The organism is Streptomyces sp. NPDC052299 (genome assembly GCF_040679335.1).
In the GTDB taxonomy this organism is placed as follows: domain Bacteria; phylum Actinomycetota; class Actinomycetes; order Streptomycetales; family Streptomycetaceae; genus Streptomyces.
This window is the reverse complement of sequence record NZ_JBFAUP010000021.1, coordinates 114,960-129,466: the sequence shown is the minus strand read 5'-3', so window position 1 is coordinate 129,466 and position 14,507 is coordinate 114,960. Positions and strand designations below refer to the sequence as shown.

Genomic DNA, 14,507 nt, shown 5'->3' with positions numbered 1-14,507 from the left:
GTATCGGGGCGACCCTCCGCCTTGCGATCGCACGCACCAGACGCCGCCGGACCCGCCCTACGGGCGGACGGCGCTACTTTCGAAACACGCCCTAGTCCCCGCGCACGAACTCCTCCGCCAGGGCCCGCCCCGTACGCACGGCGGCCTCGTGGTCCTCGATCGGGGACACCCGGGAGTCCTTGAACAGGATGTACGTCACCCCGGAGGGCGCGCCGCCGCTGCCCGGGTCCGGGTCGATGCCGAGCGACTTCGCCGCGGCGTACGAGGCCTCGCCGATGATGCGTTCCGGGCCGACGTCGCCGACGACCGCGTACTCCACCTTCTCGCCGTGGACGACGGCGACGACCCCGCCTCCCCCGATGCCGGCCTTCGCGTGGTCCCAGACGCCGGAGGGCGCGGGCACCACCACGTACGGCAGCTTCTCCGCGTTCAGCGGGCGGCCGTCCGAGGCGTGGAAGGCGGTGTCGCCGTGGAAGGCGGGGTCGGTGGCGGGGTTGCAGGCGGCGGTCGTCCGGCCGTCGCAGTCGACGTCCAGGTCGGCCTTCCAGAACACCGCGTCGTCCGTGCCGCACACCGGAACGGCCGCCGAAGCCGCCTCGTCCGTGCGGTACTTGCCGTTCGACACCTGCTCGCAGGCCGACACCCTGCCCAGCAGGTCTGCCGCGCCGACCCCGGCGGGCTCCCGGTCGCGGGCCGGGGCGGGCGCGGGTCTGGAGCGCTGCGCCCGGGCGGGCGCCTGGTGCGCCTTCGCCACCTGGGCGAACGGCACGGTCGGCAGGACGGGCCGGGGCGCAGGGGCGGGGGCGGCCGGGCCCGGGTCCCCCGCCACCGCGAGGGTGGCGGGGGCCGGTGTGCCCGCGGTCAGCAGCGCGGCACCGGAGGCCGTGACGAGGGCAAGCGTTCGCATACGCACTGGGGGCGCCCTTCTGGCGAGGAGATGTCCTTGCGCCCCCCTGTCGGTCCGCGGCCGTCAGGGCCGCCCGCTCGGCCTCACCACCATCGCCGAGCCGCCGCCGCGCCGCTCCTTCTCGGCCGCGGCGAGCCACCGCCCGTCGGGCAGCCGCTGTACGCCGGTCGCCGAGCCGATCTCCGGGTTGAGCTTGAAGACGTGGCCGAGGGATTCCAGCTTCGCCCGCAACGGGCTGTTCCAGAGCGCCGGTTCCAGTTCGGTGGCCGGTGCGTTGCGCTGGCTCGCCCGGGGCGCGGCGATGGCGTCGAGCAGCGGGAGCCCTCGGTCCAGCTTGCCGGTCAGCGTCTGGAGCACGGTCGTGATGATGGTCGCGCCGCCGGGCGAGCCGAGGGCGAGGACCGGCTCGCCGTGCCGGAGCACGATGGTCGGCGAGATCGAGGAGCGCGGGCGCTTGCCGGGGCCGGGCAGGTTCGGGTCGTGGACGGCGGGGTCGGCCGGTGCGAAGGAGAAGTCGGTCAGCTCGTTGTTGAGCAGGAAGCCGCGCCCCGGCACGGTGATCCCGCTGCCGCCGGTCTGCTCGATGGTCAGCGTGTACGCGACGACGTTGCCCCACTTGTCGGCGGTCGTCAGGTGCGTCGTGTTCTCACCCTCGTACGTGGTCGGCGCGGCCTTCCCCGTGGACCGGCAGGCGCCGGGGTGGCGCGGGTCGCCCGGGGCGAGCGGGCTGGTGAGGACCACGTCGTCCTTGATCAGGCATTCCCGCGCGTCCGCGAACCGTTGGCTGAGCAGCCCCTCGGTCGGCACGTCCTCGAACGCGGGGTCGCCGACCCAGCGGCCCCGGTCGGCGAACGCGATGCGGCTGGCCTCGATGTAGCGGTGCAGGTACTGGGCCTCGCTCATCCGCGAGAGGTCCGTGGACTCCAGGATGTTGAGGGCCTCGCCCACCGTCGTGCCGCCGGACGAGGACGGCGCCATGCCGTACACGTCGAGCCCCCGGTAGTTCACCTTCGTCGGCTCCCGGCGCAGCGCGCGGTAGGAGCTCAGGTCCTTCGCGGTCAGGTCGCCGGGGCGGACCACCCGGTCGGACGCCGGGTCGACGGGCGGGTTGCGCACGGTCCGTACGACGTCCTCGGCGATCTCCCCCCGGTAGAGCTCGTCCACGCCCCGGCGGCCGATCTCGTCGTAGGTGCGCGCCAGGTCCGGGTTCCGGAGGACCGAGCCGACCTCGGGGAGCTTGCCGCCGGGCAGGAACAGCTCGCGGGTGGCGGGGAAGTCCCGGAACCGCTCCTCGTTGCCGGCCGTCTGCGAGCGGAACGTTTCGTCCACGACGAAGCCGTCGCGGGCGATCCGCGCGGCGGGCTTCAGGACCTGACGGAGCGACTTGCTGCCCCAGCTGTTCAGGGCGGCGTCCCAGGTGGCGGGCGTGCCCGGGGTGCCGACGCCGAGCCCGCTGGTCACGGCGTCCGCGAAGTCGAGCGGTTTGCCGTTCTCCAGGAAGAGGGAGGCGTCGGCGCTGCGCGGTGCGGTCTCGCGGCCGTCGATGGTGCGGACGGTGTGGCTGCGGGCGTCGTAGTAGACGAAGTAGCCTCCGCCGCCGAGCCCCGCCGAGTACGGCTCGGTGACGCCGAGCGCGGCGGCCGTGGCCACGGCGGCGTCGACCGCGTTGCCGCCGTTGCGCAGCACCTCGATACCGGCGGCCGTGGCGTCCGCGTCGACGCTGGAGACCGCTCCCCCGTATCCCGCCGCGACGGGTGACTTGGGGGGTGGCGCGGGGTGGGCGGACGAGGAGGGGGCGGCGGCCCCGACCGACACGACGGCGGCCAGAATCGCCGCCAACGACACATTTCGCCTGATGGAACGTCGCATGCGCAACCTCCGGTGAAGGATCGTCCGCGCAGGGTAACGCCGCTCCGGCCGCCCCGTCAGGACCGCCTCGAACTTGAGGCCGATTGCCCGCTAACATGCCCGCCCATGACTGACGACGTACGCAACATCGTGCTGGGCGTGATAGCCGCCGGCATCAGCGCCGCCCTCGGCTGGCTCGCTCGCACCTATCTGTGGCGCCGCAAGCTCCGCCGCAAGCAGACGTTCTTCGGGCTGCCGGGGAACTCCGAGTGTCTGCTCGTCGTCAACCGCGACGCGGGCGGCGACGGCTCGGTCCACCGCCACGACGTCTTCGCCCTGCTGGAACTGTCCGCGCTGATCAAGGACTGCGAGGCGCACGCCCAGATCCTGTCCCACGACATCGCGCAGCAGGGCGTCGGCGAGCGCACCGAGTTCTGCGTCGGCGGGCCGGTGTCGAACCGCCGGATGGCCGCCCACCTGCACTCCCTGCTCCCCGGAGTGCGGATCAACACCGAACCGGAGCCCGGGCCCGACCGGGGTGCCTTCCAGATCGGCTCGGAGCGCTACCGGGTCGAGAAGGGCGTCAGCGAGTACGTGCTGCTGGCGCGGCTGACGCCCGGTCAGGAGGCCAGACCCGTCTTCCTCTTCTGCGGTCAGCAGGCCATCACCAACCAGGCCGCCACCCGCTACCTGGCCCGCAACCACGAACGTCTCTTCCGCAAGCACGGCAACAACACCTTCTGCCTGCTGCTGAAGGTGGTCAACTCCCAGGCGTACGGCCCCGATGTGGTCGAGCTGGTCGCCGACGTCACCCGCGCGGCCCAGGCCCCGGTGCCCGCGCCGCGCACCTCGCACCGCGCGGGGACCTGAGCGTCCGCTACTGCCCGAGACCTTCCGCGGCCCGCTCGCCGCCGCGCAGCCGTTGTCGCATCCCGCCGAGCATCGGCATGGTCAGACCGGCGAAGAGGAAGAGGACGGCGAGCCCGCTCAGTGCCGGGCTCACCGCCTCCTCGACCTCCAGGGACCAGGGGCTGCCGAGTGCGTGGCAGACGAGGTACGACCCCTTCGACATCGTGTAGCCGACGCCCAGGACGGCCGCGAGCGCGCACAGGGCGAAGCCGGTGCCGGTCCAGGGGCGGGTGGTCCGGCACCGGAGGGCGGTGCGGCCGCACATGAAGGCGAGTTCGCCGCAGGTGATCAGGACGTAGAAGAGGTAGACCAGCAAGTAGGCGGTCACGGACTCGTGGTCGGCGTACGCCGTGGTGAACTCGACGTCCTGGCCGTTCGTGGCGAGGAAGAGCGGGACCATGACGGCCAGCACGACGACCGCGAGGCAGACGCGCTGGTACAGGGCGGCGCGCAGGTACTCCGGGCGGTAGGCCAGGTCGACCATCGTCATCTGGAGTGCCGCGCACCAGAGGATGGCGCAGATGTGCGCCACCAGTTTCCCGGCGTTGTCCAGGCCGGTGACGTCCTCCGCCGCCCTGGCGACCGCGGGGACCGCGAAGAAGACGCCCACGGTGCACACGCCGAACGCGAGGGCGATTAACCAGGTGAACACGCGCGGGCGGTGAAGCGCCCTGCGGGCGCAGAGCGCGGTGACGAGCACCCCCGCGACGGTGCAGGCGCCGAATATCATGCCGTCCATCAGAGACCTTCCAGTGCATCGGCCGCGTACTGGGCGGCTTCGGTTTCGGTCCGTCGTCGTCGGGCCCGCTTCGGTTTCTCCGCGTCCGTTCCGCAGTCCGGTACGGCGGGCAGGCCGAGGGTGCCGCGCCGGTGTTCCAGCTGCTCGATCACCTTGCGGACCTCGCTCTCCGGGAGATCGCCCAGCAGGACGAGCACGCGACGGGCGAGCGGGTTCTCGAAGGCTTCGAGTGCCGCGAGGTCGTCGTAGCCGGGGTGCGGCAACAGGTAGGCGGGCGGCACGTCGCCGAGCGCCTGGCACAGGGCGAGCACGGTCTTGATCGTCGGGTTGTCCTGCTGCCCGCCGGCGAGTTTCGCGATGAGCGCGAACGAGGTCGTCGCGGGCGGGTCGGGCAGGTCGTCGACGGCCTGCGACAGGGTGCGGGAGACGTAGGCCCTGCCCCGCGCGTCCTTCCGGTGCGCCATCAGCGACTTCAGCTTGTGCGCGAGGGAGTGCGGTCTCGGGTGCGGCCCTTCGGCGGCAGCGCCCCCTCGGGGCTCTCCCTCGTCACAGCTCGCGCTCACGTGGTGGTCTCTCTCGCCATCATGGATCTTGCTCTTGTGTACTTTAGTTGACATGCCGTCGGGCGCAAAGGCAGGATCGCGGCATCGGCAGACCCTGGAATCCGACCGCAGCGGCCGTCGAGAGGAGTGCCACTTGAGGCAGCACGGCTTACCCGCCCCGGTGATCGACACCGGTCGGCCTCATTCCGCAAGGATCTACGACTACTTGCTCGGCGGCAAGGACAACTACCGGGTGGACCAGCGGGCCGGCGACGAGCTCGTGGCCGCCGCGGCCCAGGAGCGGGCCGGTGTCCGGGCCAACCGCGCCTTCCTGGAACGCGCCGTCCGCCACGTCGTCGGCGCGGGCCTGCGGCAGGTCCTCGACATCGGCACCGGGCTGCCGCACTCCCCCAACGTGCACGAGGTCGCCCTCGCAGCGGCGCCCGACGTGCGCGTCGCGTACGTCGACAACGACCCGATCGTCACCGCCCACGCGGACGCCCTGCTGCGCAGCTCCGACCAGGTCGGCGTCGCGCTCGCCGACCTCCGCGACCCGCGGGCCGTCGTGGAGCACCCTCAGGTCCGCGAGGTCATCGACTTCGACCGGCCGGTCGCCCTCGTCCTCACCGCGGTGCTGCACTTCCTGACCGACGCGCAAGGGCCCCAGCAGATCGTCGCCACCCTGCGGGACGCGCTCCCGGCAGGCAGCTGCCTGGTGCTCTCGCACGTCACCGACGACTTCGCGGACTGCAGAGCGGCACAGGCCGTCTACGCCCACGCGACCACGCCGCTCACCCCGCGCTCCCACAGCGAGATCGAGAAGTTCCTCGACGGCCTCGAGCTCCTCGCGCCCGGCCTCGTCCCCGTCCCGTCCTGGCGGCCGGACGCCCCCGTCCCGGCGCGGCCGGCCCCGATCGGCATCTACGGGGCGGTCGCCCGCAAGGCCGGCTGAACGGCCGCGGCGCGCTCAGACCGAGCAGTGGGCCGGGCCGATGACGCCGTCCGTGCCGGTCACCGTGACCGCCTCGCTCCGGTCCGCCGTACGGGCCCGGGCCGCCGTGCAGATCAGCTGCTGGCGGGCCGCCTGGGAGAGCCCGGTGACCGGGATGTCCACGGTGACGCGCACCCCGTCCGCGCTCAGCTCGACGGCCACGCGCGTCCGGCCGGTGGGCAGCTCCGAGCGGAGACCGGCGTCGTGCTCCGCCCGGGTGGGCCCCAGGAAGAGGAGGGAGACGGCATCGGGCGCCCCGGTGGACCCGGCCTCCCCCACGGCCCCGCCGTCGCCGGACTCCGCGGAGCGGGTCCGGCGGACGACCGGCATCAGCCGGGAGGCGGAGGACGAGGACACGAAGTACAGCAGGGTGCCGAGCTGGTCGGCCGGGGCCACCTCCACGGTCGCCGGTTCACCCGCCTCCACGACGTCCGTGGCACGGATGCCGCACCCGGTGGCGAGCAGCACGGGCAGCAGCGCGCCGAGCACGCGCCCGCCCCTCACCGCTCCCCCCTCGGCAGCTCCACGGTGAACACCGCTCCGCCGCCGGGCCGGTTCGCCGCGCCGACCGTCCCCCCGTGCAGCCGTACGTTCTCCTGGGCGATGGCGAGGCCGAGGCCGCTGCCCGCCGACCGGGTCCGGGCCGCGTCGGCCTTGTAGAACCGGTCGAAGATGTGCGGGAGCACCGCTGCGTCGATGCCCGGCCCGCTGTCCGCCACCTCCACGACGAGCCGGTCGCCCCCGCGTACCCGTACGGTGACGGGCTCCGCGCCGTGCCGCAGGGCGTTGCCGACCAGGTTGGCGACGACGACGTCGAAGCGGCGGGGATCGAGCACCGCCCGCACGCCGTCCGGGAGTTCGGTGGTGACCCGGTCCTCCCAGCGGCGGCCCTGGAGCGTCTTGCGTACGGTCTCGGCGACGTCGACCTCGTCGAGGTGCAGTTCGGCCGCGCGGGCGTCGAAGCGGGATATCTCCATCAGGTCCTCGACCAGGGTGGCCAGTTTGCCGGTCTCCGCGCTGATCAGCCGGACGGCGGCGGCGGTGTCGGGGCGCAGTTCACCGGCGTCCTCGTCCAGGACCTCGGTCACGGCGAGCATGCCGGCGAGCGGGGTGCGCAGTTCGTGGGAGACGTCGGAGGCGAAGCGCCTGGCCCGCTCCTCGGCCCTGCGCAATTCCTCCACGGACTCCTGGAGCTTGGTCGACGACTCGTTGAACGTCCAGGCCAGGTCGGCGAGTTCGTCGGAGCCGCGCACCGCGATCCGGGTGTCGAGCTCGCCCCTGCCGATGCCCGCCGCGGCCCGGCGCAGGTCACGGACGGGGCGCAGGACGCTGCGGGCGGCGAGCAGGGCGGGCACCAGGGCGACGAGCAGGGCGGGCAGGGCGCCGTCGCGGGCGGCGGTGACCATGGCGGCCACATTGGCCTCCTCGGTGGACAGCGGCATCACGGCGTAGAGGACGAGGCCGGTGGGCTGTCCGCCGTCGCCCCGGTCGAAGAGGGCGGGCATGCCCACGGTCAGCCAGGGCCTGCCGTCCTTGACGACGCGCTGGAAGGAGCCGTGGGTGTTGTCGCGGGTGGCGTTGCGCAGGTCGGCGGTGATCACCCCGGAGGAAGGCCGGTCCGACGAGGAGGCCCGCAGCTTCCCGTACTCGGCGAACACGGTCCAGCCGCGCCCGCCGCCCGCGCGGGCGAGCCCCAGGCAGACCCGGCGCAGTTGCTCGCGGTCGATGGGGAGGCTGACGGCCTGGCCGCCGACCCGGTCGCGGAACTGGTCGACGGCGGAGTCCTGCGCCTGCTGGAGGATCGCGGAGCGGGCCTCGCGGTAGGTGAGCGCGGCGGTGGTGCCGGCGCTGACGGCCGCGACGAACAGGAACGCCGCGATCAGCCGCGTGCGGAGGCCGAGGCGGGCGGCGAACAGTCTCACGTGAAGGCGCCCCCCAGCGGGCCGAAGCGGTAGCCGAAGCCTCGGACGGTCTGGATGTAGCGAGGACTGCCCGGGACGTCCTCGATCTTCTGGCGGAGGCGGCGGACGCAGGCGTCGACCAGGCGGGCGTCGCCGTGGTAGCTGTGCTCCCACACGTGCTCCAGGAGCTGCTGGCGGCTGAAGACCTGTTCCGGCGAGGCGGAGAGGTGGAGCAGCAGCTTCAGTTCGGAGGGGGCGAGGAGCAGCCGTTCGCCGGCCTTGGCGACGGCGAGGCCCGCGCGGTCGACGGCCAGTTCGCCGTGCGACTCGATGCCGCCGCGCCCGGCGGGGACGGCGAGGCGGCGCAGCACGGCCCGGATGCGGGCCTCAATGACCTCGGTGCGGGCCGGCTTGACGATGTAGTCGTCGGCGCCGGCCTCCAGTCCGACGACCACGTCGAAGTCGTCGCCGCGCGCGGTCAGCATGATCACGGGGAGCTGGCTGTTCTCGCGGATGCGGCGGCAGACCTGGACGCCGTTCATGCCGGGCAGCATCAGGTCGAGGAGGACCAGGTCCGGCCGGAACTCGTCGAGCGCGGCGAGCCCGGCCTCGCCGGTGCCGACGGTCCGCAGCTCGTGGCCGCGTCTGCGCAGGCCCAGCTCGACCCCTTCGCGTACGGAGGGGTCGTCTTCTATGAGGAGCACGCGAGGCATGGCGTCGGAATCCCAGCGGTCAGGGTGTGGATGCGGACAGGCGGGCGGTGCGGACCGGTTCAGCCGCGCCGCAGCCGGCCCCGGGCGGCGTTCAGCGCGGCGCTGACCTCGGTGAGCCGCAGCGGCCCGGCCAGCACCGCCACGACCAGCGCGAGGACGACCGTCCCGACGCCCAGCGCGGCGAAGTCCCCGAGGCCCGAGCCCTCCGTGTCGACGGCGCGGGCGGCCCCGTACGCCAGCGCCCCGGCCGGCACGCAGGCGGCCACCAGCCGCACGTGCGCCCACATCCCGGGCGAGCGACCGGGCGAGGGGCGCTGCGCACCGGGCGGGGAGAGCCTGCGGTGCAGCACGTAGGCGGTGACGGCGAAGCCGGTGAGCAGCGCCACGGAGTACGCGCCCGCCATGCCGGTCACCGCCCAGCGCGCGGGCAGCGTGAGGTAGGCGGCGACCGAGAGACCGGCGTTGAGGGCCGCGATGACGAGGTTCAGCAGGAACGGAGTGCGGGTGTCGCTCATCGCGTAGAACCCGCGCGAGAGCACGTACTGCCCGGAGAACGCGATGAGCCCGGGGGCGAAGGCGGCCATCATGCCCGCCATCACCGTGATGTCCGCCGAGACGGTGCGCCCGTAGCCGAAGACCGAGCCCATCACCCAGGGCGCGAGCGCCAGCAGCAGCGCGGCGGCCGGGACCACCACGGCGGCGGAGGTGCGCAGCGCGTACGAGAGGTCGCGCCGCACCCCGGCGAGGTCGCCGGCGGCCGCCGCCCGGCTCATGCGCGGCATCAGCGCGGTGACGAGGCTGACGGTGACGATCCCCTGCGGGACGACCCAGAGCTGGTAGGCGTAGCTGTACGCGGTGTATCCGGCGCCGCCCGCGAGGTGCTGGTCCGCCGCGTGCTGGCCGCTGGCGGTGGCGAGCCGGGTGATCACCCAGTACGCGACCTGGTTGGTGAGGACGAGCATGACGAGCCAGCCGGCGGCGCGCAGCGGCCGGGTCAGGCCGCTGCCGCGCCAGTCGAACCGGGGCCGCCAGCGGAACTTCGCGGCGCGCAGCGAGGGCACCAGGGCGAGGCTCTGCACGGCGATGCCCGCCGTGGTGCCCCAGCCCAGCCACTGCGCCTGCGCGGAGGTGAGGGTGCCGTCGGAGCCTGCGGCCGTCCAGAGGTAGAGCCCGAACACGGCGATGATCACGAGGTTGTTGAGGACCGGCGTCCACATCATCGCGCCGAACCGGTCGCGTGCGTTGAGGACTTGGCCGAGGAGCGTGAACAGGCCGTAGAAGAGGATCTGCGGCAGGCAGTAGCGGGCGAGCGCGATGGTGAGTTCGGCCTGGTCGCCGTCGTAGGCGGGGGCGTACACCTGGATGATCAGCGGCGCGCCGAGGACGGCGAGCGCGGTGAGGGCGAGCAGGCCCCCCGTGCACAGGGTGAGGAGTCGGTCGGTGTACGCCGCCCCGCCGTCGCCGTGTTCCTTGGCAGCGCGGACGAGTTCCGGGACGAAGACCGCGTTGAGGGCGCCGCCGATGAGCAGCATGTAGAGGATGTTGGGCACGGTGTTGGCGACGGCGTAACCGTCGGCCCGCAGTCCGGTGCCGAGCGCGGCGACGACGACCGCCGAGCGTATGAAGCCCGTGGCCCGCGAAACGACGGACCCGGCGGCCATGACCGCGCCGCTGCGCAGCACCGAGCCCGAGCCGCGCGCGTCGCTCGCCTCTTCGGGGGCGGCCGCCTCCGGGGCGGCACCGGCGGCCGTCATCGGCGTGCCAGGTACGCCTGGAACGCCCGGTACAGCGTGTTGTTGGCGGCTCCGCCCACCGATGTCTCCCACTCTCCGAGGGTCTCGACGACCTCTCCGCCGGTGCCCAGCTTCCAGCGCAGCAGCCCGAAGGGCCGGTCACCGGGATCGAGGGTGGAGGATACCCCGCGCATGTCGTACACCTCGGCGCCGCCCGCCAGGGCGTCGCACATCATCTGCCACTGCAGGGCGTTGCTGGGGCGGACCTCGCGGCGGTGGTCGGCGGAGGCGCCCGTCTGGTACCAGACCCGGCGCCCGGTGCTGATCATGGTGTGGGCGGCCAGGATCTCCCCGTCGTGCACCGCGAGGCAGAGCTTCATCCGGCCGGGCTCCTCGGCGTTGAGCGCGGCGTACTGGCGCTGGTAGTAGCCGAGGGAGCGGCCGAGCCGGAAGCCGTCGCGCTCCTCGGTGATCCTCAGCAGCCGGTGGAACTCCGGCAGTTCGGCCGCGCTCCCGGTCACGATCCGCACTCCGGCCTTCTGCGCGCGGCGGACGTTGCGGCGCCATTCCTGGTTGAGTCCGGACCACAGGTCCTCGGTGGTGCGTCCGGCGAGCGGGACCCGGAAGACGTACCGGGGCTGGGCGTCCGCGTCGTCGCCGTCCCCGCCGCAGCGCCGCCAGCCGCGCGCCCGCAGCCGGTCGGCCACGGCGGCCCCGAGCGGGTCGACCTCGCTCGCCAGGACGTCGCCGACGACGCGCCCCGGACCGGTGGCGGCCTTGAGGCGGGCTCCGGTCCAGCGGCGGTAGGCGGGGCTGGGCCCGATGCGTACGGCGAACGCCCCGGCCGCGCGCAGGTGCGCGAGCAGGGGGCGCAGCCAGCGGTCCATTCCGGGGTCCGCCCAGTCGGCCGCCGGGCCCTCCGGAAGATAGGCGAAGTATTTCCGGGTGCCCGGGAATTGCCGGTAGAGGACGAGTGCGCTGCCCGTCAGGGTGCCGTCGTCGTCGTGCCAGCCGAGCCTTTCCGAGGACCAGCCCTCTTTCACCCCGGCCCAGGAGGGGTACTGCAGGAAGCTCGCGTCGGCCCGCGTGGCCAGATGGGCGCGGTGCTCGTCGGCCGTGAGGCCGTGGATGCGTAGGTCCCGTTCCCTGCTGCGGTCTCCGGTCGCGAGCAGCGCTGACATGTCGGTGGCCCTCCCCCTCGTGGCCCCCGCGGTCCGCTCTGCGGGGCTGCACAGGATGCTCACAGCGGTCCGTGACGGGTCCGCGCGCCGAATGTGACCGGACGATGACCGTTGCGCTGCGCTTCCCGTCACACAGGGAATTCCTGCTTTTCCGCAGATTTACGGAACTTAGGCTCCGGTGCGTTCCTCTTCACCGATGACCGAGTACGGCCCTGGAGGTTTCCGTTGATTCCCGCATTCCTTGTTCCCGCGCGACCGCAGCGCCGTGCCCGGCTCGCGCTGATCGCCGGCAGCGCGGTGCTCGGCGTCACCCTGACGGCGTGTTCCGGTGGTGCCTCCGCTTCGGACAAGAACGGCGACGCGGCCCCCTCGAAGGCGGCGGCGCCGGCCTCCATCACGGTCAGCCCGCACGGCTCCGCGGCCGCCGCGGGCCGGCCGGTGACGGTGACCCTGGCGGCCGGAAAGCTGCGCGAGGTGACCGTTTCGGCCGGCGAGGGCGGCGCGCTCACCGGCCGGATATCCGCCGACGGGCGGACCTGGACGTCCGACCGGGTGGCGGCGCCCGGCACCGCGTACCGGGTGGAGGCCCACGACACCTCGGGCGGCAGCGACACGGCCTCGTTCACGACGCGGGCGGCGGACAAGGTGAACAAGCTGACGCTGGCGCCCGGCAAGAACACGACCGTGGGCATCGCCCAGCCGCTGTCGATCGTGTTCGACAACCCGGTCAAGGACAAGGCGGCCGTCGAGAAGGCGCTCAAGGTGTCGACCTCGAACCACACCGAGGGCTCCTGGGGCTGGCTGCGCGACTACTCGGGCCGCGACCGCGTCGACTGGCGCCCGAAGGAGTACTGGAAGTCCGGGACGCGCATCACGCTCGACGCCGAGCTGAACGGCGTCGACTCGGGTCCCGGGGGCGGCTTCTTCGTACGGGACTACGCGACGACGTTCACGGTGGGCGCGAGCCAGGTGGTGAAGGTGGACCTGGACCGGCACCGGCTGGCGCTGAAGCGGGACGGGCGCACGGTCATGGACGTGCCGGTGTCCGGCGGCACCCCGGGCGGTGACAAGCGGTCGTGGCGCGGGACGGCCGTGCTGATGGCGAAGGAGGGCACGATCAACATGCGCTCCGAGACGGTGGGCCTGGGGCACACCTACGACAAGATGGTCGACTACTCGATGCGGCTGACCTGGTCGGGCATGTACGCCCACGCCGCGCCGTGGAACGCGGCGTACTTCGGCCGGGCCAACCACAGTTCGGGATGTGTCGGGATGAGCGACGCGGACGCCGCCGCCCTCTACCGGCAGGCCCGCGTCGGCGACCCGTTCGAGATCACGGGCGCGGAGACCAAGGGCACGGTCGCGGAGGGCAACGGCTACGGGGCGTGGAACGTCTCCTGGGACGAGTGGCAGACGAGGAGCGCCCTCGGCTGACCGGTCCGCCGGCGCGCAGCTGACCTTCTTCCCGCGTGCGAGAAGTGATCACCGGCTGCTGCCGGGCGGACCCCGCTCCCGTCCTTCTACCGCCCTCCCGGCATGAGCGTGCCGGGCTGTGCCGGTCCGACGCCCACCGCCTCCGTCTTCGGATTGCGCCGTTGCCGCCTCGCCACCCAGGTGGCGAACCAGGAGAGCAGCATGCACATCCCGATGTAGATCGGTGAGATCACCATCACCACGGGGATGAAAGGCAGATCGTAGTCCAAATTGGAGGCGATGAGCTTGCCCGCGTGGAGGAATTCCTCGTACGTGATGAGGTAGCCGAGCGAGGTGTCCTTCAGGGCCACCACCAGCTGGCTGATGATGGTGGGCAGCATCGCGCGGATCGCCTGCGGTGCCAGGACGAAGGTGGTGACCTGCGTCTTCCGCATGCCCAGTGCGTACGCCGCCTCGCGCTGGCCGCGCTCCACGGAGTTGATGCCGGTGCGGAACACCTCGGCGAGCACCGAGCCGTTGTAGAGCGTCAGTCCGGCGACCAGGGCGGGCAGCGGCTGCACCTTCAGCGCCACGAAGATGAAGAAGATCATCACCAGGACGGGCATGGCGCGGAAGAACTCGACGAGGATCGTGGCCACCCAGCGCACCGGGCGGTGTTCCGAGAGCCGCCCGACCGCGAGGACGGCACCGAGGGCCAGCGAGAGGACGGCGGCGTACGCGAACGCCTTGAGGGTGTTGCCGAGTCCGCGCAGCAGGAGTTCCTGGATGCCCTTGTACTCGAAGGGCGTCCACTTGGCGGCGGTGAACTGGTCGGTGTCGAAGAGGAGATAGATCACCCAGCCGATCAGGGCGAGGATGAGGACCGTCGACACGATTCCGTAGAGGCGGTGCCGTTTGCGGGTGTGCGGTCCCGGGATGTCGTACAGGGCGTTGGCGGTGGGTGCGGAGTGGGCGGTCATCGGGCGACTCCCCAGCGCTTTTCCATGACGTGGAAGAGCGCGCTGATGGCGAGGGTGATGATCAGGTACCCCACGGCGATCCACACGAAGGTCCAGATGATGCTGTATCCCAGCTCGTTGAGGGTCTTGTAGGTGCCGAGGAGTTCGGTGACGCTGAACGCCCCGGCGATCGCCGAGTTCTTGGCGAGTGCGATGAGCGTCGAGCCGATCGGCGGGATCACCGAGCGGAACGCCTGGGGCAGCACGATGGAGCCGAGGCTCTGCCCGAAGGTCATCCCGAGGCTCCGGGCCGCCTCGCCCTGCCCGGTGGGCACCGTGTTGATGCCCGAGCGCAGCACCTCGCAGATGAAGGCGGAGGTGTAGCAGCCGAGCGCGATGATCGCGAACACGTTGAACGGCAGGACGAGCCCGAAGCGCGGCAGGCCGAGAAGCACGGCGAAGAAGAGCAGGGTGAGCGGGGTGTTGCGCAGGACCGTCACCCACACGGTGCCGAACACCCGGAGGGAGCCGACGGGCGCCACCCGGAAGGAGGCCATGACGAAGCCGAGGACCAGCGCCAGGATCGAGGCGTAGACGGTGAGTTCGAGGGTGCCGAGGAAGCCCTTGCCGTAGAGCGAGAAGTTGTCGGTGAGTACGTCCATGGGGGTGGG

Annotated in this window: 14 protein-coding genes; 3 read left to right on the top strand and 11 right to left on the bottom strand. The window is 72.5% G+C overall.

Annotated elements, in window-relative coordinates:
- Window positions 1-91 precede the first annotated feature (91 nt).
- Window positions 92-907, bottom strand: coding sequence for a glycoside hydrolase family 75 protein (locus tag AB0L33_RS29495; protein WP_365686283.1), 816 nt, complete (start codon window positions 905-907; stop codon window positions 92-94).
- A 63-nt stretch (window positions 908-970) separates the two neighbouring features.
- The gene (gene ggt, locus AB0L33_RS29490) at window positions 971-2,776 is read right to left on the bottom strand and encodes a gamma-glutamyltransferase (RefSeq protein ID WP_365686282.1); all 1,806 of its coding nucleotides are present in this window, start codon (window positions 2,774-2,776) and stop codon (window positions 971-973) included.
- A 105-nt stretch (window positions 2,777-2,881) separates the two neighbouring features.
- Here ggt and AB0L33_RS29485 point away from each other — a divergent pair, with 105 nt between their 5' ends.
- Window positions 2,882-3,625: a hypothetical protein gene (locus AB0L33_RS29485; RefSeq protein ID WP_365686280.1), complete on the top strand. Its 744-nt coding sequence runs from the start codon at window positions 2,882-2,884 to the stop codon at window positions 3,623-3,625.
- Window positions 3,626-3,632: 7 nt separating this feature from the next.
- Here the strand turns inward: AB0L33_RS29485 and AB0L33_RS29480 are convergent, their stop codons facing one another.
- The gene (locus tag AB0L33_RS29480; RefSeq protein WP_365686279.1) at window positions 3,633-4,403 is read right to left on the bottom strand and encodes a hypothetical protein; all 771 of its coding nucleotides are present in this window, start codon (window positions 4,401-4,403) and stop codon (window positions 3,633-3,635) included.
- Window positions 4,403-4,867: a hypothetical protein gene (locus AB0L33_RS29475; RefSeq protein ID WP_365686278.1), complete on the bottom strand. Its 465-nt coding sequence runs from the start codon at window positions 4,865-4,867 to the stop codon at window positions 4,403-4,405. Before AB0L33_RS29475 ends, AB0L33_RS29480 begins: the two co-directional genes overlap by 1 nt.
- Before the next feature lie 232 nt (window positions 4,868-5,099).
- On the opposite strand from AB0L33_RS29475, the gene AB0L33_RS29470 reads away from it, so the two are divergent.
- Window positions 5,100-5,897 (top strand): SAM-dependent methyltransferase, encoded by a 798-nt coding sequence (locus tag AB0L33_RS29470; RefSeq protein WP_365686276.1) that lies wholly within the window; start codon window positions 5,100-5,102, stop codon window positions 5,895-5,897.
- Between the two features lie 15 nt (window positions 5,898-5,912).
- Here AB0L33_RS29470 and AB0L33_RS29465 read toward each other — a convergent pair whose 3' ends face one another.
- The 5 genes from AB0L33_RS29465 to AB0L33_RS29445 are packed head-to-tail and all read right to left on the bottom strand — an operon-like array spanning window position 5,913 to window position 11,464.
- Entirely contained in the window at window positions 5,913-6,440 is a 528-nt protein-coding gene (locus AB0L33_RS29465) for a hypothetical protein (protein ID WP_365686274.1), read from the bottom strand.
- Window positions 6,437-7,858 (bottom strand): HAMP domain-containing sensor histidine kinase, encoded by a 1,422-nt coding sequence (locus AB0L33_RS29460; RefSeq protein WP_365686272.1) that lies wholly within the window; start codon window positions 7,856-7,858, stop codon window positions 6,437-6,439. The genes AB0L33_RS29465 and AB0L33_RS29460 overlap by 4 nt, the downstream gene beginning before the upstream one ends.
- Window positions 7,855-8,550 carry a response regulator transcription factor gene (locus AB0L33_RS29455; protein ID WP_365686270.1) on the bottom strand — a complete coding sequence of 232 codons (696 nt, stop codon included), beginning with the start codon at window positions 8,548-8,550 and terminating at the stop codon, window positions 7,855-7,857. The genes AB0L33_RS29460 and AB0L33_RS29455 overlap by 4 nt, the downstream gene beginning before the upstream one ends.
- A gap of 59 nt (window positions 8,551-8,609) precedes the next feature.
- Window positions 8,610-10,304, bottom strand: coding sequence for a murein biosynthesis integral membrane protein MurJ (gene murJ / locus AB0L33_RS29450; RefSeq protein ID WP_365686268.1), 1,695 nt, complete (start codon window positions 10,302-10,304; stop codon window positions 8,610-8,612).
- The gene (locus AB0L33_RS29445) at window positions 10,301-11,464 is read right to left on the bottom strand and encodes a peptidoglycan bridge formation glycyltransferase FemA/FemB family protein (protein WP_365686267.1); all 1,164 of its coding nucleotides are present in this window, start codon (window positions 11,462-11,464) and stop codon (window positions 10,301-10,303) included. The genes murJ and AB0L33_RS29445 overlap by 4 nt, the downstream gene beginning before the upstream one ends.
- A 225-nt stretch (window positions 11,465-11,689) precedes the next feature.
- Here AB0L33_RS29445 and AB0L33_RS29440 point away from each other — a divergent pair, with 225 nt between their 5' ends.
- Entirely contained in the window at window positions 11,690-12,898 is a 1,209-nt protein-coding gene (locus tag AB0L33_RS29440) for an Ig-like domain-containing protein (RefSeq protein WP_365686265.1), read from the top strand.
- An 86-nt stretch (window positions 12,899-12,984) separates the two neighbouring features.
- Here AB0L33_RS29440 and AB0L33_RS29435 read toward each other — a convergent pair whose 3' ends face one another.
- Window positions 12,985-13,857, bottom strand: coding sequence for an amino acid ABC transporter permease (locus tag AB0L33_RS29435; protein WP_365686264.1), 873 nt, complete (start codon window positions 13,855-13,857; stop codon window positions 12,985-12,987).
- Window positions 13,854-14,498 (bottom strand): amino acid ABC transporter permease, encoded by a 645-nt coding sequence (locus tag AB0L33_RS29430; protein WP_073965914.1) that lies wholly within the window; start codon window positions 14,496-14,498, stop codon window positions 13,854-13,856. Before AB0L33_RS29430 ends, AB0L33_RS29435 begins: the two co-directional genes overlap by 4 nt.
- Window positions 14,499-14,507 lie beyond the last annotated feature (9 nt).